24 protein-coding genes and 1 pseudogene are annotated in these 20505 nt (G+C 64.7%); 16 read left to right on the forward strand and 9 right to left on the reverse strand.

Features of this window, described 5'->3' with window-relative positions; all coding sequences use genetic code 11:
* Window positions 1-131: 131 nt before the first annotated feature.
* The 7 genes from ffh to AC0L3A_RS36895 all read left to right on the forward strand — a co-directional run bounded on the left by ffh (window position 132) and on the right by AC0L3A_RS36895 (window position 6079).
* Complete coding sequence (ffh, locus tag AC0L3A_RS36865) at window positions 132-1679, forward strand: signal recognition particle protein (RefSeq protein ID WP_473256253.1); 1548 nt, start codon at window positions 132-134, stop codon at window positions 1677-1679.
* A gap of 86 nt (window positions 1680-1765) precedes the next feature.
* The gene (rpsP, locus tag AC0L3A_RS36870; RefSeq protein ID WP_007598827.1) at window positions 1766-2098 is read left to right on the forward strand and encodes a 30S ribosomal protein S16; all 333 of its coding nucleotides are present in this window, start codon (window positions 1766-1768) and stop codon (window positions 2096-2098) included.
* Window positions 2099-2107: 9 nt separating this feature from the next.
* Window positions 2108-2674 carry a ribosome maturation factor RimM gene (rimM, locus tag AC0L3A_RS36875; protein WP_473256254.1) on the forward strand — a complete coding sequence of 189 codons (567 nt, stop codon included), beginning with the start codon at window positions 2108-2110 and terminating at the stop codon, window positions 2672-2674.
* A 115-nt stretch (window positions 2675-2789) separates the two neighbouring features.
* A complete protein-coding gene (trmD, locus tag AC0L3A_RS36880; protein WP_007598825.1) occupies window positions 2790-3545 on the forward strand; it encodes a tRNA (guanosine(37)-N1)-methyltransferase TrmD in 756 nt (251 codons plus the stop codon).
* A gap of 110 nt (window positions 3546-3655) precedes the next feature.
* The gene (gene rplS / locus AC0L3A_RS36885; RefSeq protein ID WP_007598824.1) at window positions 3656-4042 is read left to right on the forward strand and encodes a 50S ribosomal protein L19; all 387 of its coding nucleotides are present in this window, start codon (window positions 3656-3658) and stop codon (window positions 4040-4042) included.
* Window positions 4043-4367: 325 nt separating this feature from the next.
* Window positions 4368-5774 (forward strand): 3-isopropylmalate dehydratase large subunit, encoded by a 1407-nt coding sequence (leuC, locus tag AC0L3A_RS36890; RefSeq protein ID WP_007598823.1) that lies wholly within the window; start codon window positions 4368-4370, stop codon window positions 5772-5774.
* 95 nt (window positions 5775-5869) lie between these two features.
* Complete coding sequence (locus AC0L3A_RS36895) at window positions 5870-6079, forward strand: hypothetical protein (protein ID WP_007598821.1); 210 nt, start codon at window positions 5870-5872, stop codon at window positions 6077-6079.
* 54 nt (window positions 6080-6133) lie between these two features.
* Here AC0L3A_RS36895 and AC0L3A_RS36900 read toward each other — a convergent pair whose 3' ends face one another.
* The 3 genes from AC0L3A_RS36900 to AC0L3A_RS36910 form a co-directional block, all read right to left on the reverse strand.
* Window positions 6134-6694, reverse strand: coding sequence for a hypothetical protein (locus AC0L3A_RS36900; protein WP_219681829.1), 561 nt, complete (start codon window positions 6692-6694; stop codon window positions 6134-6136).
* A gap of 152 nt (window positions 6695-6846) precedes the next feature.
* Entirely contained in the window at window positions 6847-7107 is a 261-nt protein-coding gene (locus AC0L3A_RS36905) for a hypothetical protein (protein WP_007598817.1), read from the reverse strand.
* 41 nt (window positions 7108-7148) lie between these two features.
* The gene (locus AC0L3A_RS36910) at window positions 7149-7430 is read right to left on the reverse strand and encodes a hypothetical protein (RefSeq protein ID WP_035993898.1); all 282 of its coding nucleotides are present in this window, start codon (window positions 7428-7430) and stop codon (window positions 7149-7151) included.
* A 155-nt stretch (window positions 7431-7585) separates the two neighbouring features.
* Here AC0L3A_RS36910 and AC0L3A_RS36915 point away from each other — a divergent pair, with 155 nt between their 5' ends.
* The 4 genes from AC0L3A_RS36915 (at window position 7586) to AC0L3A_RS36930 (ending at window position 10328) form a co-directional block, all read left to right on the forward strand.
* Window positions 7586-7987, forward strand: a complete 402-nt coding sequence (locus AC0L3A_RS36915; protein ID WP_007598813.1) for a metallopeptidase family protein — start codon at window positions 7586-7588, stop codon at window positions 7985-7987.
* Window positions 7988-8076: 89 nt separating this feature from the next.
* On the forward strand, window positions 8077-8682 hold the full coding sequence (leuD, locus tag AC0L3A_RS36920) for a 3-isopropylmalate dehydratase small subunit (protein WP_007598811.1): 606 nt from the start codon (window positions 8077-8079) through the stop codon (window positions 8680-8682).
* Between the two features lie 81 nt (window positions 8683-8763).
* On the forward strand, window positions 8764-9549 hold the full coding sequence (locus AC0L3A_RS36925; protein WP_007598809.1) for a glycosyltransferase family 32 protein: 786 nt from the start codon (window positions 8764-8766) through the stop codon (window positions 9547-9549).
* 359 nt (window positions 9550-9908) lie between these two features.
* Window positions 9909-10328 carry a hypothetical protein gene (locus tag AC0L3A_RS36930; RefSeq protein WP_007598804.1) on the forward strand — a complete coding sequence of 140 codons (420 nt, stop codon included), beginning with the start codon at window positions 9909-9911 and terminating at the stop codon, window positions 10326-10328.
* 9 nt (window positions 10329-10337) lie between these two features.
* Here AC0L3A_RS36930 and AC0L3A_RS36935 read toward each other — a convergent pair whose 3' ends face one another.
* Window positions 10338-11111, reverse strand: a complete 774-nt coding sequence (locus AC0L3A_RS36935; RefSeq protein ID WP_354128856.1) for an N-acyl homoserine lactonase family protein — start codon at window positions 11109-11111, stop codon at window positions 10338-10340.
* Between the two features lie 11 nt (window positions 11112-11122).
* On the reverse strand, window positions 11123-12016 hold the full coding sequence (locus tag AC0L3A_RS36940; protein WP_354128855.1) for an AraC family transcriptional regulator: 894 nt from the start codon (window positions 12014-12016) through the stop codon (window positions 11123-11125).
* A gap of 191 nt (window positions 12017-12207) precedes the next feature.
* Here AC0L3A_RS36940 and AC0L3A_RS36945 point away from each other — a divergent pair.
* Window positions 12208-12962: pseudogene (locus tag AC0L3A_RS36945) on the forward strand (SDR family oxidoreductase).
* A 119-nt stretch (window positions 12963-13081) separates the two neighbouring features.
* On the opposite strand, the gene AC0L3A_RS36950 reads toward AC0L3A_RS36945, so the two are convergent.
* Window positions 13082-13432: a VOC family protein gene (locus AC0L3A_RS36950; RefSeq protein ID WP_007598800.1), complete on the reverse strand. Its 351-nt coding sequence runs from the start codon at window positions 13430-13432 to the stop codon at window positions 13082-13084.
* Between the two features lie 32 nt (window positions 13433-13464).
* Complete coding sequence (locus AC0L3A_RS36955) at window positions 13465-14346, reverse strand: HpcH/HpaI aldolase/citrate lyase family protein (RefSeq protein ID WP_007598799.1); 882 nt, start codon at window positions 14344-14346, stop codon at window positions 13465-13467.
* 111 nt (window positions 14347-14457) lie between these two features.
* On the opposite strand from AC0L3A_RS36955, the gene AC0L3A_RS36960 reads away from it, so the two are divergent.
* Complete coding sequence (locus AC0L3A_RS36960; RefSeq protein WP_007598798.1) at window positions 14458-15102, forward strand: carbonic anhydrase; 645 nt, start codon at window positions 14458-14460, stop codon at window positions 15100-15102.
* Window positions 15103-15216: 114 nt separating this feature from the next.
* Here the strand turns inward: AC0L3A_RS36960 and AC0L3A_RS36965 are convergent, their stop codons facing one another.
* Window positions 15217-16251 (reverse strand): aspartate-semialdehyde dehydrogenase, encoded by a 1035-nt coding sequence (locus AC0L3A_RS36965; protein WP_007598796.1) that lies wholly within the window; start codon window positions 16249-16251, stop codon window positions 15217-15219.
* Between the two features lie 116 nt (window positions 16252-16367).
* Between AC0L3A_RS36965 and AC0L3A_RS36970 the strand changes: the two genes are divergently transcribed.
* The gene (locus AC0L3A_RS36970) at window positions 16368-17168 is read left to right on the forward strand and encodes a hypothetical protein (protein WP_007598794.1); all 801 of its coding nucleotides are present in this window, start codon (window positions 16368-16370) and stop codon (window positions 17166-17168) included.
* A 156-nt stretch (window positions 17169-17324) separates the two neighbouring features.
* Complete coding sequence (locus AC0L3A_RS36975; protein WP_027566362.1) at window positions 17325-17711, forward strand: hypothetical protein; 387 nt, start codon at window positions 17325-17327, stop codon at window positions 17709-17711.
* A gap of 176 nt (window positions 17712-17887) precedes the next feature.
* Here AC0L3A_RS36975 and leuB read toward each other — a convergent pair whose 3' ends face one another.
* Window positions 17888-19000: a 3-isopropylmalate dehydrogenase gene (gene leuB, locus AC0L3A_RS36980; protein ID WP_007598790.1), complete on the reverse strand. Its 1113-nt coding sequence runs from the start codon at window positions 18998-19000 to the stop codon at window positions 17888-17890.
* A gap of 131 nt (window positions 19001-19131) precedes the next feature.
* On the opposite strand from leuB, the gene AC0L3A_RS36985 reads away from it, so the two are divergent.
* Window positions 19132-20334 (forward strand): YbfB/YjiJ family MFS transporter, encoded by a 1203-nt coding sequence (locus AC0L3A_RS36985; RefSeq protein WP_007598789.1) that lies wholly within the window; start codon window positions 19132-19134, stop codon window positions 20332-20334.
* Window positions 20335-20505: the final 171 nt, after the last annotated feature.

Genomic DNA, 20505 nt, shown 5'->3' on the forward strand with positions numbered 1-20505 from the left:
GGGTCATCCAGTACGCCGTGGCTTTCCGGTTCTAGCCGAGCCGCATCCGGGATACTGGATCCCCCGCCTTCGCGGGGCATGACAACAGTGAATACGGCAACCCTGCGTAAGCAGGACAAGGGACAACGGCATTGTTCGACAATCTGTCGGAACGGCTTGGCGGCATTCTCGATCGTCTGACGGGGCGCGGTGCGCTGACCGAAAAGGACGTCGACGCCGCCATGCGCGAGGTGCGCCGCGCGCTGCTGGAAGCCGACGTCGCCCTCGAAGTGGTGCGCAGCTTCACCGAGCGGGTCCGCGAGCAGGCGATCGGCGCCACCGTCGTCAAATCGGTGACGCCCGGCCAGATGGTGGTCAAGATCGTCCATGACGAGCTGATCAACACGCTCGGCGCCGAAAGCCAGACCATCGACATCAATTCCGTGCCGCCGGTGCCGATCATGATGGTCGGCCTGCAAGGCTCCGGCAAGACCACCACCACCGCAAAGCTCGCCCGTCGCATGGTCCAGCGCGACAAGCGCAAGGTGCTGATGGCGTCGCTCGACATCTACCGTCCTGCGGCGATGGAGCAGCTGGCCGTCCTGGGCCGCGATCTCGACATTCCGACACTGCCGATCGTCGCCGGCCAGCTGCCGGCGCAGATCGCGAAGCGCGCGCTGGAGGCCGGCAAGCTCGGCGGCTACGACGTCGTGCTGCTCGACACCGCCGGCCGCACCACGCTCGACGAAGAGATGATGGCGGAAGCAGCAGCCATCAAAGCCGCCGCCAATCCGCATGAAGTGCTGCTGGTGGCGGACAGCCTCACCGGCCAGGACGCCGTCAACCTCGCCCGCGCCTTCGACGAGCGCGTCGGCCTCACCGGCATCGTGCTGACACGAGTCGATGGCGACGGCCGCGGCGGCGCCGCGTTGTCGATGCGCGCGGTCACCGGCAAGCCGATCAAGCTGCTCGGCACCGGTGAAAAGACCGATGCGCTGGAGGATTTCCATCCCGGCCGTATCGCCGGCCGCATCCTCGGCATGGGCGACGTGGTGTCGCTGGTCGAACGCGCTGCGGCCAATATCGATGCGGAAAAGGCTGCGCGCACCGCCGAGCGGATGCGCAAGGGTCAGTTCGACCTCAACGACATGCGCGAGCAGCTGTCGCAGATGGCGAACATGGGCGGCATCAGCGGCCTGATGGGCATGATGCCCGGCATCGCCAAGATGAAGAACCAGATCGCGGCCGCCGGCATCGACGACAAGATCTTGAAGCGCCAGGTCGCGGTGATCGATTCCATGACGCGCGACGAGCGCCGTCATCCCGATCTGCTCAAGGCCAGCCGCAAGAAGCGTATCGCCGCAGGTTCCGGCCAGAGCGTCGAGCAGGTCAACAAGCTGCTCAAGATGCACCGGAACATGGCCGACATGATGAAGGCCATGGGCTCCGGCAAGCGCGGTCCGCTCGCGGGCATCGCCCAGGCGATGGGTTTTGGCGGCGGCATGAAGCCGCCTTCGCCGGAAGAGATGAAGGCGCTGCAGGAAAAGATGCAGGGCGGCGGCGGACAAGGTTTGCCCAGCCTGCCGAAGGATTTGCCGCCCGGGCTGCGCCAGGGTCTGCCGAACGTTCCAGGCCTGACCGGGCTGAGCGGCAAGCCGATGCTGCCGGGCCTCGGCGGTTTCCCGGGCAAGAAGAAATGAGGAATTCGTCGCGGGAGATCGCAACGGTCTCGCGCAACGCGGAATACCAATCAACCGAACAAAACGTACTTTGAAGGAGAACTTAGATGTCCGTCGTTATCCGTCTCGCCCGCGCAGGCACCAAGAAGCGCCCCGTCTATCACGTCGTCGTCGCCGATTCGCGCTTTCCCCGCGACGGTCGCTTCATCGAGCGTCTCGGCTATTTCAACCCGCTGCTGCCGAAGGACAACGAGACCCGTCTGAAGCTCGACATGGACAAGGTGAAGGCCTGGCTCGCCAAGGGCGCGCAGCCGTCGGACCGCGTGTCCCGCTTCCTCGACGCCGCCGGCGTCAAGAAGCGCGAAGTGCGCAACAATCCCGAGAAGGCCGTGCCGCGCAAGGAGCGCAAGGCGCAGGCCGAAGCCGCCGCGAAGGGTTAAGGCCAGATCATGCCGGCGCTGGTCTGCGTCGCGCGGATCGGCGCCGCGCATGGTGTGCGCGGCGCGGTCAAACTGTGGACCTTTACCGAGGATCCATTTGCCGTGCGGAGCTACGGCCTGCTCTCGTCCAAGGATGGCAAGCGCCAGTTCGAGGTCGCAACGGCGCGCGCGGCCAAGGATCATCTGGTTGCGACGTTCAAGGGCGTCACGACCCGCGATGAGGCCGAGCGCCTCAACGGCATCGAGCTCTACGTCGCGCGCGAAAAGCTGCCCGCGACGGACGAGGGCGAATATTACCACACCGATCTGGTCGGGCTCGCCGCCGTCACCACGGCCGGCGATGCGCTCGGCCGCGTGCTCGCGATCCACAATTTCGGCGCCGGCGACATCATCGAGATCGCGCCGCCCACGGGGACCACGATGCTGCTGCCGTTCACGGACGCGGTGGTGCCGGAGGTCGATCTCACAGGGGGCCGCGTCGTGATCGCGCTGCCGCAGGAAATCGCGGGGGAGGATCCCTCCCCGGGTCGTCCCGGCCTAGTGCGCAACTTGCGCACGGGGGGCCGGGACCCATAACCACAGGCCAGAATTTTTAGCTAAACTGATCGCTCCAGCCGTCGCCAAACGAAGTGCGGTGGTTATGGGTCCCATCTGCGCTCCGCTTGTCCGGGACGACAATAACTGAGATCCGATGACCAACCCCTCACCCTGGCGCGCGACGGTGCTGACGCTGTTTCCGGAGATGTTTCCGGGGCCGCTCGGCGTGAGCCTGGCCGGCCGGGCGCTGGCTGGCGGGCTCTGGGAACTGGAGGCGCGGGACATCCGGGCCTCGGCTACCGACCGCCATCGCAGCGTCGATGACACCCCGGCCGGCGGCGGACCGGGCATGGTGCTTCGGGCCGATGTTCTGGCGGCCGCGATCGATGCCGCCGGGATCGGCCCGGACCGGCCGAAATTGCTGATGAGCCCGAGAGGTCGGCCATTGACCCAGGCCCGCGTCCTCGAACTGGCCAAGGGTCCGGGTCCCCTGATCGTCTGCGGGCGGTTCGAGGGGGTGGACCAGCGCGTGATCGACGGGCGAGGCCTGGAGGAGGTCTCGATCGGGGATTACGTCCTCTCCGGCGGTGAAATCGCGGCCCTGGCCCTGATCGACGCCTGTGTTCGGCTGCTGCCGGGCGTGATGGGCAAGGAAGCCTCGGGAACCGAGGAAAGCTTCTCCGACGGCCTGCTCGAATACCCCCAATACACCCGGCCGCAGCTGTTCGAGGGGGCACCGATCCCTGATATCCTGACCTCCGGTGACCATGCCAAGGTCGCCAGCTGGCGGCGGGCGGAATCCGAGGCCCTGACGGCGGCCCGGCGACCGGATTTGTGGGCCCGGATCCCGAGCAAAGTCCCGAATCGGGCAGGACGCCAAAAAACGCCAAAAAACAAGACAGACGGGTGACAAACGCTCCGGCTTGCCTTATAGCAGCGGCCACATCCGCAATGGCTGGATAAACGAATTTCGCGCAGCCCCCGTTTTCCAAGGCTGGGCGCGCCGATGGAGATTTACCCATGAACCTGATCCAACAGCTCGAAAAAGAGCAATTCGACAAGCTCTCCGCCAACAAGGAGATCCCGGAGTTCGGCCCCGGCGATACCGTGATCGTCAACGTGAAGGTCGTCGAAGGCGACCGCACCCGCGTGCAGGCCTATGAAGGCGTTTGCATCGGCCGTTCCGGCGGCGGTCTCAACGAGAGCTTCACGGTGCGCAAGATTTCGTACGGCGAAGGCGTGGAGCGCGTGTTCCCGGTGATGTCGCCGATGATCGACTCGATCAAGGTGGTGCGCCGCGGCAAGGTGCGTCGCGCCAAGCTCTATTATCTCCGCAACCTTCGCGGCAAGTCGGCCCGCATCGTCGAGAAGAAGCAGGACCGCCCGGCTGCTGCCGTCAACGAGTAAGCTCCGCTTACATGCGAGTTTCCAAAAGCGCGGGGCCAAACCCCGCGCTTTTTTGTTGCGTCAGCCGTGCGCGTCAAAGCCCTCGCGATTCCAGTTCGGCCTGCTATATATTCTTGGAATGTTTCCAGATTTGACCAGCCTCTCGCCCGTCAAGCGCGTCGTCATCGACGATCGCTCGCGGCTGCCCGGCCGGTTCTTCGGACGCTTCGCGACCTCGGCAACGTCAGAGCTTACGCGCGCAGCCTAAAAGCTGCGCTGACGATTTCGTTGCCCCGCGCGCCAGCCGCGCAACCCGCTCTACACAACATTCCTGGAGCTGACGCTCATGCCCAAGCCGACCACATTGTACGACAAGATCTGGAACGACCATCTGGTGCACGAAGCCGAGGACGGCACCTGCCTGCTCTATATCGATCGCCATCTGGTGCACGAGGTCACTTCACCGCAAGCGTTCGAAGGCCTGCGCGCCACCGGCCGCAAGGTCCACGCGCCCGAGAAGACGCTGGCCGTCGTCGATCACAACGTGCCGACCACCGACCGCACCAAGCCGAACCCCGACCCTGAAAGCATCGAGCAGATCAAGGCACTGGCCGACAACGCCAGGGAGTTCGGCATCGAATATTACGACGAGTTCGACAAGCGTCAGGGCGTCGTCCACGTCATCGGCCCCGAGCAGGGCTTCACGCTGCCCGGCACCACCATCGTCTGCGGAGACAGCCACACCTCGACGCACGGTGCGTTCGGCGCGCTCGCGCACGGCATCGGCACGTCGGAAGTCGAACACGTGCTGGCGACGCAGACGCTGATCCAGAAGAAGGCGAAGAACATGCGCGTCACCGTCGACGGCAAATTGCCGGATGGTGTGACGGGCAAGGACATCATCCTGGCGATCATCGGCGAGATCGGCACCGCAGGCGGCACCGGCTACGTGCTCGAATACGCCGGCGACGCGATCCGTGCGCTCAGCATGGAAGGCCGCATGACGGTCTGCAACATGTCCATCGAAGGTGGCGCGCGCGCCGGCCTGGTCGCGCCGGATCAGAAGGCGTTCGACTTCCTGCGCGGCCGCCCGAAGGCACCGAAGGGCGCGGATTGGGACGCGGCGATGCGTTACTGGGAGCGCTTGCGCTCGGACGAGGGCGCGCATTTCGACCACGAGCTGCGGCTCGATGCCGCAAAGCTGCCGCCGATCGTGACCTGGGGCACGAGCCCTGAAGACGTGATCTCCGTCACCGGCAGCGTGCCCGATCCCGACAAGATCGCGGACGAGGCCAAGCGCCTGTCGAAGCACCGCGCGCTGAAATATATGGGCCTGACCGCGGGGACGAAGATCACTGACATCAAGCTCGACCGCATCTTCATCGGCTCCTGCACCAACGGCCGGATCGAGGATCTGCGCGCCGCCGCGAAGATCGCGGAAGGCAAGCAGGTCGCAGGCGGCGTCAACGCCATGGTCGTGCCGGGCTCCGGCCTCGTGAAGGAGCAGGCCGAGGCTGAAGGTCTGGACAAGATCTTCATCAACGCCGGCTTCGAATGGCGCGAGCCCGGTTGCTCGATGTGCCTCGCGATGAACCCCGACAAGCTGGCTCCGGAAGAGCGCTGCGCCTCGACCTCGAACCGCAACTTCGAGGGCCGCCAGGGCTTCAAGGGCCGCACCCATCTGGTGTCGCCGGCGATGGCGGCGGCCGCGGCGATCGCAGGTCACTTCGTCGACATCAGGGAGTGGCGGTAAGCCGCTCGTTTTAATTTGAGCGATCGCGGCAAACCGCCGTTAATCGGTAGCGCCGACACTGCGTCCTCGCGAACATTTCGCGAGGACACGAGCTCATGGCCAGCAAGCCTGAATATGTCGATCTGATCAGCGCGGCGACGCCCCAGCACCGGCGGCGCGCGGCACCGCTGCGCATGGTCGCCAAGCCCGAGGTCGAGGAGACCTCGAAGCTCAGCCGCTGGCCGCCGGCGATGTTCAAGCAATGGAAGATCGAGAACCTGACGCGATGGACGTCGGCGTCGTGGAAACTGAAGGATTGGCTTTAAGCCATCGGATGAACAAAGGGCGCCGTCGAGGCGCCCTTTTCATTTCGATCGTGCTTACCAATAGCGGTACGGATGGTGCCAGCGATGCCAGCGGCAGACGCGGCGCGGGCCGTAATAGGTCCAGATGACCCGGCATCGGCGCGGATGGCTGTAATAGGGATAGTAGCCGCCGTAATAGCGCCGATGAAAATGGCGATAGCCGTAATGCGGGCGATAGATGCCGTAGCGGTGGAATCCACCTCCGCCATAGTGGCGAACTCCGCCGTAGCGATAGCCGCCGCCATGAAACGCGGGCGCGGCGCGGAAGCCACCAGCATGGAAACCACCGCCGCGGAAGCCACCGATATGTCCTCCGCCACCGTGGAAGCCGCCTCCACCGTGGAAACCGCCGCCGCCATGAAAGCCGCCGCCACCATGCCCACCGCCGCCACCGCCGCCGTGGCGAACCGGGATCACATCGTCACTTGCGGCCTTCGCCACAGGCAACGCCGTCGGATTGATTGGAGTCATCGCCTCAGCACGACGCGTCGTTCCGGCCGACAGCATCAGCGTCGCGGCGGCCGCAATGCCGAGCAAGCGCATCGGGCTTGCCCTGAGACCCAATATTCTCAGCATCGGCTTCTCCCTGAATCTGGACAGCGGAGTTGCGACGCTCGCTCCCGGCGTGCGTCATCCCTGTTCATTGGCGGTCGCTCCCAAGATTAAATTAGGGACAGCGACGTGAATGCCTCATGAATGAACGACGGGCGCAGCATCGCGCCGCGAGGTCACCGCCACGGCCCGAAGCCGAGCACGAACGGTGCGGGCACGCCGTAGGGATAAGGACGGTAGTAGACCGGCCGCGCGTAGTAATGCGGATCACGACGCGGGGCGTATCGCACGACGTCGGACCGCACATGTCGGCGCCCGTCGAACACCGCGCGCCCGGCCGACGCATCGGGCAGCTTCGTCACCCTGTGCGCAGCGGACGCGTGAGACAGGCCTGCGGCAAGCCCGACGCCAACCGCCAATGCGAACCATCTCGTCATGACGACCTCCGCCTCAGCGCGCGACGGGCACGGCGTTCGTATCAGCCCCGGCGCCAGTAGCAGCTCATATGCGGCACGATCACCGTGCCGCTGGGGCGAAATTCCTGCACATAGGTGGCGTTGCACTCGCGGACCGCATCGGGACCGGGATTGTAACGGGGATAGACGCCATCCGGACTGTAATAGGGCGTGACGCGCAGGCGCGCCGGGGGCCGCTTGCGCGGCGGCGGCAGATCGTCTCGCGAGGCCGCCTGGGCCAGCCTGATCCCGGGAGCCGCGGTCTGGGCCTCCGCGCCAACGCAAAACTGCGAAAACAACCCCATGCACAGTAGCGTCAGCGCTGTTTTCGCTCGCATTTTTCCGCCCATCTGAACGTCCACTTCGAGGCCCTAGGCTCCCCGTTTTGACGGCGCCCGTCAACCTCGCCGCGCTTATAAAGCCGGATGCATCGCCGCGAAACCCACGCTATGAGAAGCCCATGTGGACGGAATTGAAAGCACCCTCGCTGGCCGAGATGGAAGCGATGGCGCATGAAGTGTTCGAACGCCTGCCGGCGGAGTTTCGTAGGCTGTGCGAGGGCGTGATCATCCGCGTCGACGACTTCCCCACCGAGGAAGTCCTGGACGAGATGGCATGCGAGAGCGAGTTCGACCTGCTCGGCCTGTTCCAGGGCGTCGGCCTGCCGCAGCAGAGTTTTGGCGACGTGGCGCGGCTGCCCAACATGGTGTGGCTCTACCGCCGGCCGATCCTGGATTACTGGGCCGAGCACGACGAAAGCCTCGGCCATATCGTTCGCCACGTCCTGATCCACGAGATCGGCCATCATTTCGGCCTGTCGGACGACGATATGGCCGCGATCGAGGCTCAAGAGCCCGGTTAGGCAGACGAGATCTGCCGAATTCGGCCTAGGATTTCCGCCCCGATCGCGATAAATACCGGTTCCCTAGACCACCCCGGGAAAGCGCAACCATGGACAAGTTCACCACGCTGGAAGGCGTCGCGGCGCCGCTGAAGATCATCAATGTCGATACCGACATGATCATTCCGAAGCAGTACCTCAAGACCATCAAGCGCACCGGCCTTGGCAAGGGGCTCTTCTCCGAGCAGCGCTACAAGGACGACGGCAGCGAGAATCCCGATTTCGTCCTCAACCAGCCCGCCTATCGCAATGCGAAGGTGCTGGTCGCCGGCGACAATTTCGGCTGCGGCTCGAGCCGCGAGCATGCGCCCTGGGCGCTGCTCGACTTCGGCATCCGCTGCGTGATCTCGACCTCGTTCGGCGACATCTTCTACAACAACTGCTTCAAGAACGGCATTCTGCCGATCCGCGTGGCCCAGGAAGACCTCGACAAGCTGTTCGACGACGCCGAGCGCGGCGCCAACGCGACGTTGACGATCGATCTGCCGAACCAGGAGATTCGCGGCCCCGACGGCGGCATGGTCAAGTTCGAGATCGACCCGTTCCGCAAGCACTGCCTGATCAACGGCCTCGACGACATCGGCCTGACGATGGAGAAGAAGGCCTCGATCGATACCTATGAGGAGAAGCTCAAGCGCGAACGCGCCTGGGCCTGATCTCAAGTTTTTGTTTGAGCCCCGGTGCTGACAGCGCCGGGGCTTTTTCTTTGCCAGCGTTGTCCTCTATAGCTTGCGCCCATGTTGCCTGACATCGTCACCTTCTGGCACGGCCCAATGGACGCCCTGCGCCAGACCTGTCTGCGCTCGCAGCTGGCTGCCGGCCACAAGGTCACGGTCTACAGTTTCGACACCATTCCCGGCCTGCCCGCAGGCGTCGGCAACGCGGACGCCGAGGCGATCCTGCCGCATGCGTTCTCCGAACGATTGCGACCGCCGCAGCCGGACGGCAGCTGGCGCGACTGGACCACGCTTCAGTTCAGCGACTTCTTCCGCATGAAGCTGATGGCGAAGGGCCTCGGCCTCTGGCTCGACGCCGACGTGCTGCTGCTGAGGCCCGTCGAGATCGATCCGGCAAAGCCCTACTTCGCGTGGGAGCGTCCGCGCCAGCTCGGCAATTCCGTGATTTACCTTCCGCCCCGGCACGGCATCGTTGCCGCCTTCGAAGAGCTGATGGAGCAGGAGGAGCTGACGCCGAACTGGCTGTCGATACGCCATCGCGTCACGTTTGCGATGCGCCGCCTGCGCGGCGGCTCGAACCGCCTCTCCGATATCCGTGTTGCGATCTTCGGCCCGGCGGCACTCACCGCGCTCGCGCGCCGCACCGGCGAGCTGCACTGCGCCTTGCCGAAGCAATCGTTCTACGCCGTGCATGCCGAGCCAAAACTGTTCTTCGATCCCTCGAGCTATCTCGGCCTCGTCACCGACCGCGAGATCATCGGCCTGCACATCTCGCCCAAGGGAAGGGGTGGTGAGAAGCCGATTCCGGGTAGTCTTTATGCATGGGCGACGGAGCGGTTCGGCTAACGCCTGATGGGATGAGACTCGCCCGGCGCCGCGACGGCGGTGCGTTCCCTCCCCCCTTGTGGGGGAGGGCTAGGGAGAGGGGTGGCCCAGGAAGAGGTGCTGGGTATTGGCGATGCATCGGGTGTCGATACTCGACCGAAAGAGTCCCCGTGTGGCACCCCCCTCCCTGCCCCTCCCCCACAAGGGGGGAGGGAACGGAAAGAGCATCGCTGTTTCCTGAACTCGATTCGAGTTGGGCCGATGTGCTTTAGGGGCACGGGATCAGTTTCACCGACACATCCAATTTGATCCAGCGCAACGCGCACCTGCACCATTGTGCCTAATCTCGCTCCAATTCCGCCGTTCGAATGGAGCTTCGCATGAGCACCGCAACCAGGCCTTATCCCATTGTCCAGGACCTCATCGAGTCCTTTGCAGGCTGGCTGAAGCATCGCCGCGAGCTGAACGAGATCCGACAGCTCGACCGCGCCGATTTCGACCGGATCGCGCAAGATCTGCGGATCGCGCCTGACGATCTGGAGGAGCTGGTCCGACACGGCAAGCACTCCGCCGACGAGTTGCCGAAGATGCTGGAGCAGCTCGGCATCAGCGCCGAAGGGCTCGGCCGCGCGCATCCGCTGCTGCTGCGCGACATGGAGCGGGTGTGCGCGCTTTGCAGCCACAAGGGCCAGTGCGATCGCGAGCTGGCCGACGGTACCGCCGTGGAGAACTACCACGGCTTCTGCGCCAATGCCTCGACACTGGAGTCGCTCGATCGCGCGGGCGTCGCGCCGCGGTGACGCGCGCGCTTACACGATCCAGTCTGGCGCGTGAGGCAGCTCGTCGCTCTCAGCCGTATCGTGATTGATCCAGATTTCGGCATTCTCGGAGCGAAGCAGCTCGACCACTTTGGCCATGGATGCGACCGTTGCCTGCGGGTCGGCATTGAAGGACGGCACGCGCATGTGCCGGAGGTTCTCGCGATTGTGCGCGACGTCGCCGCTCAGCAGCACGGCGCCGCGCCTCGGTAGCCTCACCATCAGCGAGCAATGCCCGAGGGTGTGGCCTGGCGTGAAGATCATACGCACCGCGCCGTCGCCAAATACGTCGTGGTCACCATCGACGATCTGGTAAGGCCGCTCTTTCAGGGATCTGTAGTGCTGCAGCGAATAGCCGAACTCTTCGGGCTCCGGTCCGAACATGGCCTCGAATTCAGCCCGCTGAGCGATCCATCTTGCATTTTCGAACAGATCGACATTTCCGATATGATCAAAATGCGCGTGGGAAAGCAGGATCGTGCTGATGTCGCGGGGCCGCACCCCGATTTCGTCCAATTGGTCCGCGATGGGGCGACGCACGACGCCGCGTATGCCATGCGCGATAATGCGTCCTTCCGGATGCTTCGATAGCTCATCCTCGATTCCCGTATCCCAGATCAGCCATTCGCCACGATGACTGACGAGATAGGCATTGCAGCTCAGCGTCATGGGGACGCCGACATTGATGCCCGGAGAATAGATCGACCCGTCCGCGACCTGCGCAATGCCGCCGTCGAGGATGTAGAGTCTGTCAACCGGCGCCATTGGGGAACTCATCAAGCCGCCGATTCAATCCGCCGCTTCGCCTCGCGCATATCGCGCCCAGGCGGCATGCCGAACAGCCGGGAATATTCTCGCGTGAACTGCGTGATGCTTTCGTAGCCGACCTGATGAGCCGCGGTCGCGATCTGCGCACCGTCGGCCAGCATCGCGCGGCGGGCTTCGATCAGGCGAAGCTGTTTCTGAAACTGTAGCGGGGTCAGCGAAGTGACGCTCCGGAAGTGCGCGTGAAATGCCGACGGGCTCATCGCGGCGGCTTTGGCCAACCGATCGACGCGCAACGGCTTGGCATAGCCGGCACGAATGAGCGCAACCGCGCGGCCGATCCGCTGGGCATGGCTATCGGCAATTCCGAGCGCCCTGATGGCCCCGCCGTGGCGGCCGGCCAGCAGCCAATAATGCAGCTCTCGCATCAAATGGCCGCGCAGGATCGGCAAGGCCGAGGGACGGTCGATCAGGCGCAGCAGCCGGAGCGCTGCATCCGCGAGTTCCTGCTCTGTCGGTTCGACCCGCAGCGGCTGCGACGGAATGAACGGGAGCGACCCCATCTCGACCACCAGCCCCTCAATGATGGTGGGGTCGAGCTCGACGACGAGCGAAAGATAGGGCGTGGCCGCCGTCGCGCGCGTGATCTGGCTGACCGTCGGCACATCACTCGCAATCAACAAGGAAGCGCCTGCGCCGAAGTCGAAGGACGTCCGGCCGGTCGCCACACGTTTGGCGCCTTGCAAGACGAGCGCGACCAGAGGCCTGGAGATCGCGTACAGGAGCGCACTCGGCGCGGTCTCGCGGATGATCGAGACGCCGGCGAAGGGCGTGGAGGCGACGCCCCTGTCGTCGGCGTGAGCCGCGGAATAACGACTGGCGATCTGGAGCAGCGTTTCGGTCACGCGCCGATTTTAGGCCGAGCCCGGCGCACAGGCAATCGGCGCCGGCCGTTCAGGCAGAAAATCAGGAGTTTTGGGCAAGTCCGCCGTCGCCGCATCCCGGAGTGTTGGGCAAGGCACTCCGAGGATCCGGCAACACCGGACGATCGATCGCGGGCAAACGGACATCACCGCAACGCTTCGAGGAATTTCCAATGCCCACCATTTCTCTCGTCACCGGCGCCAGCCGCGGCCTTGGCCGCAACACTGCCATCGCCATCGCACATCACGGCGGCGATGTGATCTTGACCTATCGCAACGGGGCCGCCGCAGCACGCGAAGTCGTCGCAGAGATTGAATCGCTGGGGCGCAAGGCCATCGCGCTGGAGCTTGATGTCACCGCCATGTCGAGCTTTCCCGCGTTCTTCATAAAAGTTCGATCCGCGTTGGCGGCGCATTGGCGCGCCGAGAGATTCGATCACCTCGTCAACAATGCCGGTCAGGGCGAGATGGCCGCGATCGCGGAGACGACGGAGCAACAATTCGACGCCCTGTTCGCCACGCACGTCAAAGGACCATTCTTCCTGACGCAGGCCTTGCTACCCTTGCTCGCCGACAAGGGCCGGATCATCAACTTCTCCAGCGGGCTGACGCGCATGTCCTTCCCCGGCTTCTCGGCCTACGCGGCTGCGAGGGCGCCATCGAGGTTCTGACCGTCTACATGGCCAAGGAATTTGGTGGACGCGGCATCACGGCCAACATCGTCGCGCCGGGCGCAATCGAAACCGATTTTCTCGGCGGCGCGGTTCGGGACATGCCGGATTTGAACAACCAATTTGCGCAGATGACCGCACTGGGCCGCGTCGGTCTGCCCGACGATATCGGACCGATGGTCGCGAGCCTGCTCGGTCCCGACAATCGTTGGGTCACGGCGCAGCGGATCGAGGTGTCCGGCGGCCAGACGATCTGAGCGAGGCGCGATTGGGTTACGAAGCGGGCGCGTCCCCGGCGCGCCCGCTGTGGCCCGCAGCATCGCCTTTTGATTCCCACACGGCTTCTGCGCCAATGCCTCGACCACGGCCGACGGCGTCACTCGTGAGCTAGAATATTGACAAGCCGTCCGAAAGGATCGCGCACGTAGAACCTGCGTACACCCCACGGCTCCGTCGCAGGTCCATACTCCAATGTGACGCCAGCACGCTCCATTCTGCGTAACGCTTCGTCCAGGTCATCGACTTCGATCGAAAGATCCGGCACCGGCGTACCCGAGCCGCCTTCAGTTGCGATGCTCAGTTGAGGGGCCATTTTCGATTGTGCAGCGAATGTCGCGATCCATCCCTGGTCCATGACGATCTCCAGGCCGAGGACGTCCTGGTAGAATCGGCGCGCCAGCGATACGTCGGCCGCGGCGATGTTCGTGACGATGCGTTTCACTCTCATGGCGCCGGCGCTCCGCTTTTTCGGCTAGGCAACTAGCCCTTCCCCATCGCCGCAATCGCGTCCGCGATCTCGATCGTGCGCCGCGCCATGTCGGCGTGCAGGCGCTCCACCATGGCGCCGTCGAGACGGATCGCGCCGCGCGAGACGTTCTCCGGCAATTCGAACGCCGCGATGATCTTTCGCGCGCGCGCGACTTCCTCTTCGGGCGGGGTGAAGATCGCGTTGCAGGCTTCGATCTGCGAGGGGTGAATCAGCGTCTTGCCGTCGAAACCGAGATCGCGCGCTTGCGCGCATTCGGTGGCGAAACCGTCGGAATTGGCGATGTCGCTGTAGGGGCCATCGAGGATTTCGAGGCCATGGGCGCGCGTCGCCAGGATGCAATGGGTGATCATCGGGATCATCGCGGCGCGGCCCGGCAGCATCTTGATGCGCGTCTCGCGCGAGATGTCGTTCGGGCCGAACACGAAGCCTGACAGGCGCCGCGCTGGATCGCGCCCCGCGGCCGCCAGTTCCTCCGCATGCAGCACGGCGCGTGCGGTCTCGATCATGGCCCACACCTTTACGGTCGGCGCCGCGCCGAGTTCGGCGAGACGACGGCCGATCGTGTCGAGGTCCTCGACGCTTGAAACTTTTGGAACCAGGATGCCGTCCGGCGAGGCCTTGGCGGCCATCGCGAAATCGTCGCTCCACCAGGGCGTGTCGAGGCCGTTGGTGCGGATCAGGATCTCGCGCTTGCCGAACCCTTTGGCCGCGATCGCGGCGGCGATGCCGTCGCGCGCCACCGCCTTGGCGTCGGGCGCGACGGAGTCTTCCAGGTCGAGGATCAGGCCGTCGGCGGCGAGATTGCGCGCCTTTTCCAGCGCGCGGGGGTTGGAGCCGGGCATGAACAGATGGCTGCGGCGCGGGCGGGTCATGCAAGCGTTCCTTCCGGTTTCCTCATCTCACTTCCGACCGAAGCCGATAGCATCTGGCCTGCCTATTCGAAAGGCTTGTTCGTCCCAGCGGTATATGATTAGGCATAGACCATGACCACATTCCCAGAGCATTTGCTGGAAGGCTACAAGGCCTTCGCCACCCAGCGGCTGCCGACCGAGCAGACCCGCTACCGCGAGCTGTCGGTGAAGGGGCAGTTCCCCGAAGTGATGGTGATCGGCTGCTGCGATAGCCGCGTTTCTCCCGAAGTGATCTTCGACGTCGGGCCGGGCGAACTCTTCGTCGTCCGCAACATCGCCAATCTGGTGCCGGTGTATCAGCCCGACGGCAACGCGCATGGCGTCTCGGCGGCGCTGGAATATGCCGTGACGGTGCTGAAGGTGAAGCACATCGTGGTGCTCGGGCACGCGCAATGCGGCGGCATCCGCGCCTTCGTCGACAAGATCGAGCCGCTCACGCCGGGCGACTTCATCGGCAAATGGATGCAGATGTTCATCAAGCCGGGCGAAGTGGTGGAGCAGCGCGACCACGAGACCATGGCGCAATTCGTCGAGCGCATCGAAAAGGCCGCGGTGTTCCGCAGCCTGGAAAACCTGATGACCTTCCCGTTCGTGCAGAAGGCGGTCGAGAGCGGCCAGATGCAGACCCACGGCGCCTATTTCGGCGTCGCGGAGGGATCGCTGTTCGTGCTGGACAAGGCGGCGAAGGAATTCAGGAACGCGCGCGAGGTGGCCTAGGTCCCCAGCTCTTGTAGGGTGGGCAAAGCGTAGCGTGCCCACCGCTTCTATCGCGATCGTGGAGAGATGGTGGGCACGGCGCTCCGCGCCTTTGCCCACCCTACGGCAGCGGAGCTACGCCGCCTTCTTCTTCGCGCTGATCAGCTTGCGGTTGATCAGGACTTCCGCGATCTGGATCGCGTTGAGCGCAGCGCCCTTGCGTAGATTATCCGAGACGCACCACAGCACGAGACCGTTCTCCACCGTCGCGTCCTCGCGGATGCGGCTGATATAGGTGGCGTCCTCGCCGGCGGCTTCATACGGCGTGGCGTAGCCGCCGGGCTCATGCTTGTCGATGACGAGGCAGCCCGGCGCCTTGCGCAGGATGTCGCGCGCTTCGTCGGCGCTGATCGGGTTCTCGAACTCGATGTTGACGGCTTCGGAATGGCCGACGAAAACAGGCACGCGCACGCAGGTCGCGGAGAGCTTGATCTTGGGATCAAGAATCTTCTTGGTCTCCGCCATCATCTTCCACTCTTCCTTGGTGTAGCCGTCCTCCATGAAGACGTCGATCTGGGGAATGACGTTGAAGGCGATGCGCGCGGGAAACTTGTTATTGACCAGCTCCTGGTTGGTGTAGACGGCCTTGGTCTGGGAGAACAATTCGTCCATCGCGTCCTTGCCGGCGCCCGACACCGATTGATAGGTCGAGACCACGACGCGCTTGATCGTCGCCTTGTCGTGCAGGGGCTTAAGCGCGACCACGAGCTGCGCGGTCGAGCAGTTCGGGTTGGCGATGATGTTCTTCTTCTTGAAGCCGGCGGTCGCGTCCGCATTCACTTCCGGCACGATCAACGGAACGTCCGGGTCCATGCGCCAGGCCGAGGAATTGTCGATCACGACCGTGCCGGCGGCGCCGATCTTCGGCGACCATTCCTTCGACACCTCGCCGCCGGCCGACATCAGGCAGATGTCGACGTCGGAGAAGTCGTAATGCTCGAGCGCTTTGACCTTCAGGGTGCGGTCGCCGTAGGAGACCTCGACGCCCATGCTGCGGCGTGACGCCAGGGCCACCACCTCGTCCGCGGGGAATTTGCGCTCATCCAGAATGTTGAGCATTTCCCGTCCGACATTGCCGGTCGCGCCGACGACTGCGACTTTGTAACCCATCGTTCACTCTCCGACGAAAAAGCTCTTTCCTGAAGCTGAGGCTTAAACAGGAAGAGCAGCGCTTCTATGCGAGAACCGGCCTCAAGACAACGTTGGACCATGCCTTAGGGACGTGGATGCAGTCGCCTGAGGCCAGCACGGCCACAAACCCCACCCAGATCCATCTGGCGCTTGCAGCCTTCGCCGACGAGGTCGTCGGCACGCTGGCGCGCCTGTTCGCCTATGTGGGGGCTTTGGTGCTGTTTGCCATCCTCGGGCTTGCGGCACTCGGCCAGCTGCCAAACTTGCGCGACGACGAGCCGGCGTTGAAGCCGGGCTGGAGCGTGGCCGACCGCTCGCCTCAGGGTTTCGCCCTTAGCCGGCTGGATTCGTCAGAAAAAACAGCTTCTTACGCCATCTTCAGGCACCTCGAAGGCGGCCGCAGGGACGTGATGCGCTGGGCCAGCGAGGCGGACAAGCCCATAGCCGAACTCATGGCCGAGCTCGAGATCTACCGGGAAGGCGGCGAATTCGACGTGGCGCGCCCGGCAACTCTGGATCTGGCCGCCCGGATGGGACTGGGCACCGCGACCCCGCTGGAGCAAGCCGGCCTGATCGACACGAAGTTCGGCCCCGTTGCCCTGTTCCAGCCGACCGGCACGACGGAGGGCGCGCGGGCCTGCCTCGGCTACCTCAAGCGCAGCGAGGAGCCGGCGCTCCAGATCTCCGGATTTTCCTGCCAGGGCGACAGCCTGCCCGCCCGGCGCGCGGCGATCGCCTGCACGCTGAACCGGCTGACGCTGCTGACCTCGGGCAACGAGCCGAAGCTGGCCGAATTGTTCGCCCATGCGGAGCTGAAGCGCCGCCCCTGCGCGCTCCCGGGCTCGTCGGACTGGCTGCTCGGCGCCGCCAATGCGCAATTGCGCGGCGCGCTCTGACCGGCATCAAGCTCAAGTGGCTGTATCCATGCAACTTTTGCCGGCGCGCACGATTATTCAGCGCTGGTGTGACCCAATAGACCTAGTTGCAGACGCCCCGGCCGGGTTAGTATGAGGGTGAAATTGATTGGCGGCTTGCCGCCTGAAGGGGACGTGATGAGCTCGAATTTCTCTGCCGCGAACAAACTGGCGATGTGGCTTGCGGCCGGCGCCGTGATTGCCATGTCCTCAGCCTTCGCGACACCCGCCTCGGCCGACACCAAGAAGCAGCGCTATGACAGCGGCCGTCACTATTACGGCCCCAGCGGCCCCAATGCGAGCTATCAGCAGGGCCGCACCCGCATCTATGTGAGCAAGCGCTCCTGGCTCGACGGCGGCACCGAGGTCAATCCGGGCGACCGCAAGTTCTCCGACTACGCCTTCCCGCCGGCGGTGGGCTACCCGACCTTCGCACGCGAAAATCTCAACCGCCCGATCGATCGCCAGCCGCTGAGCACGCCGCAGGATGTTGGCGGCTATCCGCAGAATTTCCCGCTGTACTGAGGCGGACATATCGACCGAATCAAAATGGCCGGGCTCGCGCCCGGCCATTTTTGTTTTGATGAGACCTTGTAGGGTGGGCAAAGGCGCAACGCGCCGTGCCCACCATCTCTCGGCAATGCCGATCAGAATGGCGGGCACGCTTCGCTTTGCCCACCCTACAAACACTGCGGTCGCCGTCAGGCGTGCAGCTTCTGCAATTCCTTCAGGATCGCTTCGCCCATCTGCGTGGTCGAGGCGGCAATGGTGCCTTCCGACTTGATGTCGGCGGTGCGCAGGCCGTTGGCCAGCACCGCGGCGATCGCGGCGTCGACCTTGTCGGCGAGATCGCCCATGTCGAAGGAATAGCGCAGCGCCATGCCGAACGACGAGATCATCGCGATCGGATTGGCGAGGCCCTGGCCTGCGATATCAGGCGCCGAGCCGTGCACGGGCTCGTACAGCGCCTTGCGCTTCTTGCTCTTGACGTCGACCTCGCCGAGCGAGGCCGAGGGCAGCATGCCGAGCGATCCCGTCAGCATCGCAGCGATGTCGGACAGCATGTCGCCGAACAGATTGTCGGTGACGATGACGTCGAACTGCTTCGGCCATTTCACCAGCATCATGCCGCCGGAATCGGCGAGCTGGTGCTCGAGCGTGACGTCGGGATATTCGCGCTTGTGGACCTGGGTCATGACCTCGTTCCAGAGCACGCCCGACTTCATGACGTTGCGCTTCTCCATCGACGTCACCTTGTTCTTGCGCTTCTTCGCAAGCTCGAAGGCGACGCGGCCGATGCGCTCGATTTCATAGGTGTCGTAGACCTGGGTATCGATGGCGCGCTTCTGGCCGTTGCCGAGGTCGGTGATGGTCTTGGGCTCGCCGAAATAGACGCCGCCGGTGAGCTCGCGCACGATCATGATGTCGAGGCCCTCGACCGCCTCGCGCTTCAGGCTGGAGGCCTCCGCCAGCGCCGGGTAGCAGACCGCCGGGCGCAGGTTGGCGAACAGACCGAGATCCTTGCGCAGGCGCAGCAGGCCGGCTTCGGGGCGGACTTCGTAAGGCACCGCGTCCCATTTGGGACCGCCGACCGCGCCGAAGATGATCGCGTCGGCGTCCTTGGCCTTGGCCATGTCGCCTTCCGAGATCGACACCTTGTGCGCGTCATAGGCCGAACCGCCGACGAGGCCGGTGTCGGTCTCGAACTTGGCGATGCCCGCCGAATTGAGCCAGTCGATCAGCCGCTTCACCTCGCCCATCACCTCGGGGCCGATACCGTCGCCGGGAAGCAGCAGCAGTTTGTGGGTCGCCATGGTCGTTTCCTCTGAGGCCGATTTCGGCCGGAGTGCTAGAGCGGCGATGCGTGCTTGGCAAGACACCATTGCCGCCTCGCGGCTGTGCAAGGCGGGCAGGGCCTGCCACACTGCGCATGCCGGAGTACCCCTTGCACGCACCTGACCGCCCTCCACCCGATGCCCACCCCGCACGGTTGATCCTGACCCTGTCGCTGGCCGCGACGGTTGGGCTGGGTATCGGCCGCTTCGCCTATTCGCTGGTGCTGCCCGACATGCGGGAGGACCTCGGCTGGTCCTACTCGGCGGCCGGTTTCATGAACACCATCAACGCCGTCGGCTATCTCGCGGGCGCGCTTGTGGCGTCCCGGCTGATCCAGCGCGTCGGCTGGTCGGCCGCGATCCGCGGCGGAACCCTGGCCTGCGTCGCCGCGCTCGCGACTTGCGCGCTGACCGGGAATTTCGTCGCGCTGAGCCTGGCCCGTCTCGTGCTGGGCGTGGGCGCCGCGGCCGGCTTCGTCGCCGGCGGTGCGCTGGCCGCTTCCATCGCGCAGTCGCGCCCGGAGCGGGCCAATTTCCTGCTGAGCCTGTTCTATGCCGGGCCCGGCATCGGCATTCTCGCCTCGGGCCTGATCGCCCCGTTCACGCTGCAATATTTCGGGCCGGGCTCGTGGTGGATAGTGTGGTGGGCGATGACCCTGCTGTCCGTCGTCATGACCGTGCCGCTGTTCCTGGTCCGCATCGAGAGCGGCGTGCGGTTCTCGCAAGGCAGCCACGGCGCCTTCGCGATTCTTCCCGTGCTGATCTATCTCGCCGGCTACTTCCTGTTTGGCGCGGGCTACATCGCCTACATGACTTTCATGATCGCCTATGTGCGCGACGGCGGCGGCGGGGCCGCGGCGCAGGCCGCGTTCTGGAGCCTGATCGGCTTGAGCGCCTTCGTCACGCCGTGGGCCTGGCGCCGCGTGCTCGCGCTCGATCGCGGCGGGCTGGCCACCGCCATCATCCTCGGCACCAACGCGCTCGGCGCCGCCCTGCCAATGCTCGGGCATTCGCCGGCATGGCTCGCGGTCTCCGCGATCGTGTTCGGCGTCGCGTTCTTCGCCGTGGTCGGTTCGACCACCGCCTTCGTGCGCTTCAACTACCCACCCGAGGTGTGGCCGACCGCGATCGCGGCGATGACGATCTCGTTCGGCGTCGGCCAGACGCTCGGCCCGATCGTGGTCGGCGCCATCACGGACGCGCTGGGGAGCTTGAGTTACGCGCTGAATGTCTCGGCGGCGCTGCTGGCGTTGGGCGCGGTGGCGGCGCTGTGCCAGCGGAAGGTGGGGCCGGCCAAAAAAACGGTGCCGTAGGGTGGGTTAGCCGAAGGCGTAACCCACCACTTCTGTCGTCGCGGAAGCCAAAGAGGTGGGTTACGCCGAGCAGATGCGCTTCGCGCATCTGCAGGGCTAACCCACCCTACGGCAGCGGCGCGCCTAGCTCCCACTAAACGAATTATATCCCTGGTCTTCCCAATAGCCGCC

It is taken from the genome of Bradyrhizobium sp. MI1.3, from assembly GCF_055811695.1.

What these genes read in the sequence shown, in the direction of transcription:
- rpsP (WP_007598827.1), top strand. Translation starts at nt 1,766, where the DNA reads ATGTCCGTCGTTATCCGTCTCGCCCGCGCAGGCACCAAGAAGCGCCCC.
- rimM (WP_473256254.1), top strand. Translation starts at nt 2,108, where the DNA reads ATGCCGGCGCTGGTCTGCGTCGCGCGGATCGGCGCCGCGCATGGTGTG.
- trmD (WP_007598825.1), top strand. Translation starts at nt 2,790, where the DNA reads ATGACCAACCCCTCACCCTGGCGCGCGACGGTGCTGACGCTGTTTCCG.
- rplS (WP_007598824.1), top strand. Translation starts at nt 3,656, where the DNA reads ATGAACCTGATCCAACAGCTCGAAAAAGAGCAATTCGACAAGCTCTCC.
- leuC (WP_007598823.1), top strand. Translation starts at nt 4,368, where the DNA reads ATGCCCAAGCCGACCACATTGTACGACAAGATCTGGAACGACCATCTG.
- AC0L3A_RS36895 (WP_007598821.1), top strand. Translation starts at nt 5,870, where the DNA reads ATGGCCAGCAAGCCTGAATATGTCGATCTGATCAGCGCGGCGACGCCC.
- AC0L3A_RS36900 (WP_219681829.1), bottom strand. Translation starts at nt 6,694, where the DNA reads ATGCTGAGAATATTGGGTCTCAGGGCAAGCCCGATGCGCTTGCTCGGC.
- AC0L3A_RS36905 (WP_007598817.1), bottom strand. Translation starts at nt 7,107, where the DNA reads ATGACGAGATGGTTCGCATTGGCGGTTGGCGTCGGGCTTGCCGCAGGC.
- AC0L3A_RS36910 (WP_035993898.1), bottom strand. Translation starts at nt 7,430, where the DNA reads ATGGGGTTGTTTTCGCAGTTTTGCGTTGGCGCGGAGGCCCAGACCGCG.
- AC0L3A_RS36915 (WP_007598813.1), top strand. Translation starts at nt 7,586, where the DNA reads ATGTGGACGGAATTGAAAGCACCCTCGCTGGCCGAGATGGAAGCGATG.
- leuD (WP_007598811.1), top strand. Translation starts at nt 8,077, where the DNA reads ATGGACAAGTTCACCACGCTGGAAGGCGTCGCGGCGCCGCTGAAGATC.
- AC0L3A_RS36925 (WP_007598809.1), top strand. Translation starts at nt 8,764, where the DNA reads ATGTTGCCTGACATCGTCACCTTCTGGCACGGCCCAATGGACGCCCTG.
- AC0L3A_RS36930 (WP_007598804.1), top strand. Translation starts at nt 9,909, where the DNA reads ATGAGCACCGCAACCAGGCCTTATCCCATTGTCCAGGACCTCATCGAG.
- AC0L3A_RS36935 (WP_354128856.1), bottom strand. Translation starts at nt 11,111, where the DNA reads ATGGCGCCGGTTGACAGACTCTACATCCTCGACGGCGGCATTGCGCAG.
- AC0L3A_RS36950 (WP_007598800.1), bottom strand. Translation starts at nt 13,432, where the DNA reads ATGAGAGTGAAACGCATCGTCACGAACATCGCCGCGGCCGACGTATCG.
- AC0L3A_RS36955 (WP_007598799.1), bottom strand. Translation starts at nt 14,346, where the DNA reads ATGACCCGCCCGCGCCGCAGCCATCTGTTCATGCCCGGCTCCAACCCC.
- AC0L3A_RS36960 (WP_007598798.1), top strand. Translation starts at nt 14,458, where the DNA reads ATGACCACATTCCCAGAGCATTTGCTGGAAGGCTACAAGGCCTTCGCC.
- AC0L3A_RS36965 (WP_007598796.1), bottom strand. Translation starts at nt 16,251, where the DNA reads ATGGGTTACAAAGTCGCAGTCGTCGGCGCGACCGGCAATGTCGGACGG.
- AC0L3A_RS36970 (WP_007598794.1), top strand. Translation starts at nt 16,368, where the DNA reads ATGCAGTCGCCTGAGGCCAGCACGGCCACAAACCCCACCCAGATCCAT.
- AC0L3A_RS36975 (WP_027566362.1), top strand. Translation starts at nt 17,325, where the DNA reads ATGAGCTCGAATTTCTCTGCCGCGAACAAACTGGCGATGTGGCTTGCG.
- leuB (WP_007598790.1), bottom strand. Translation starts at nt 19,000, where the DNA reads ATGGCGACCCACAAACTGCTGCTGCTTCCCGGCGACGGTATCGGCCCC.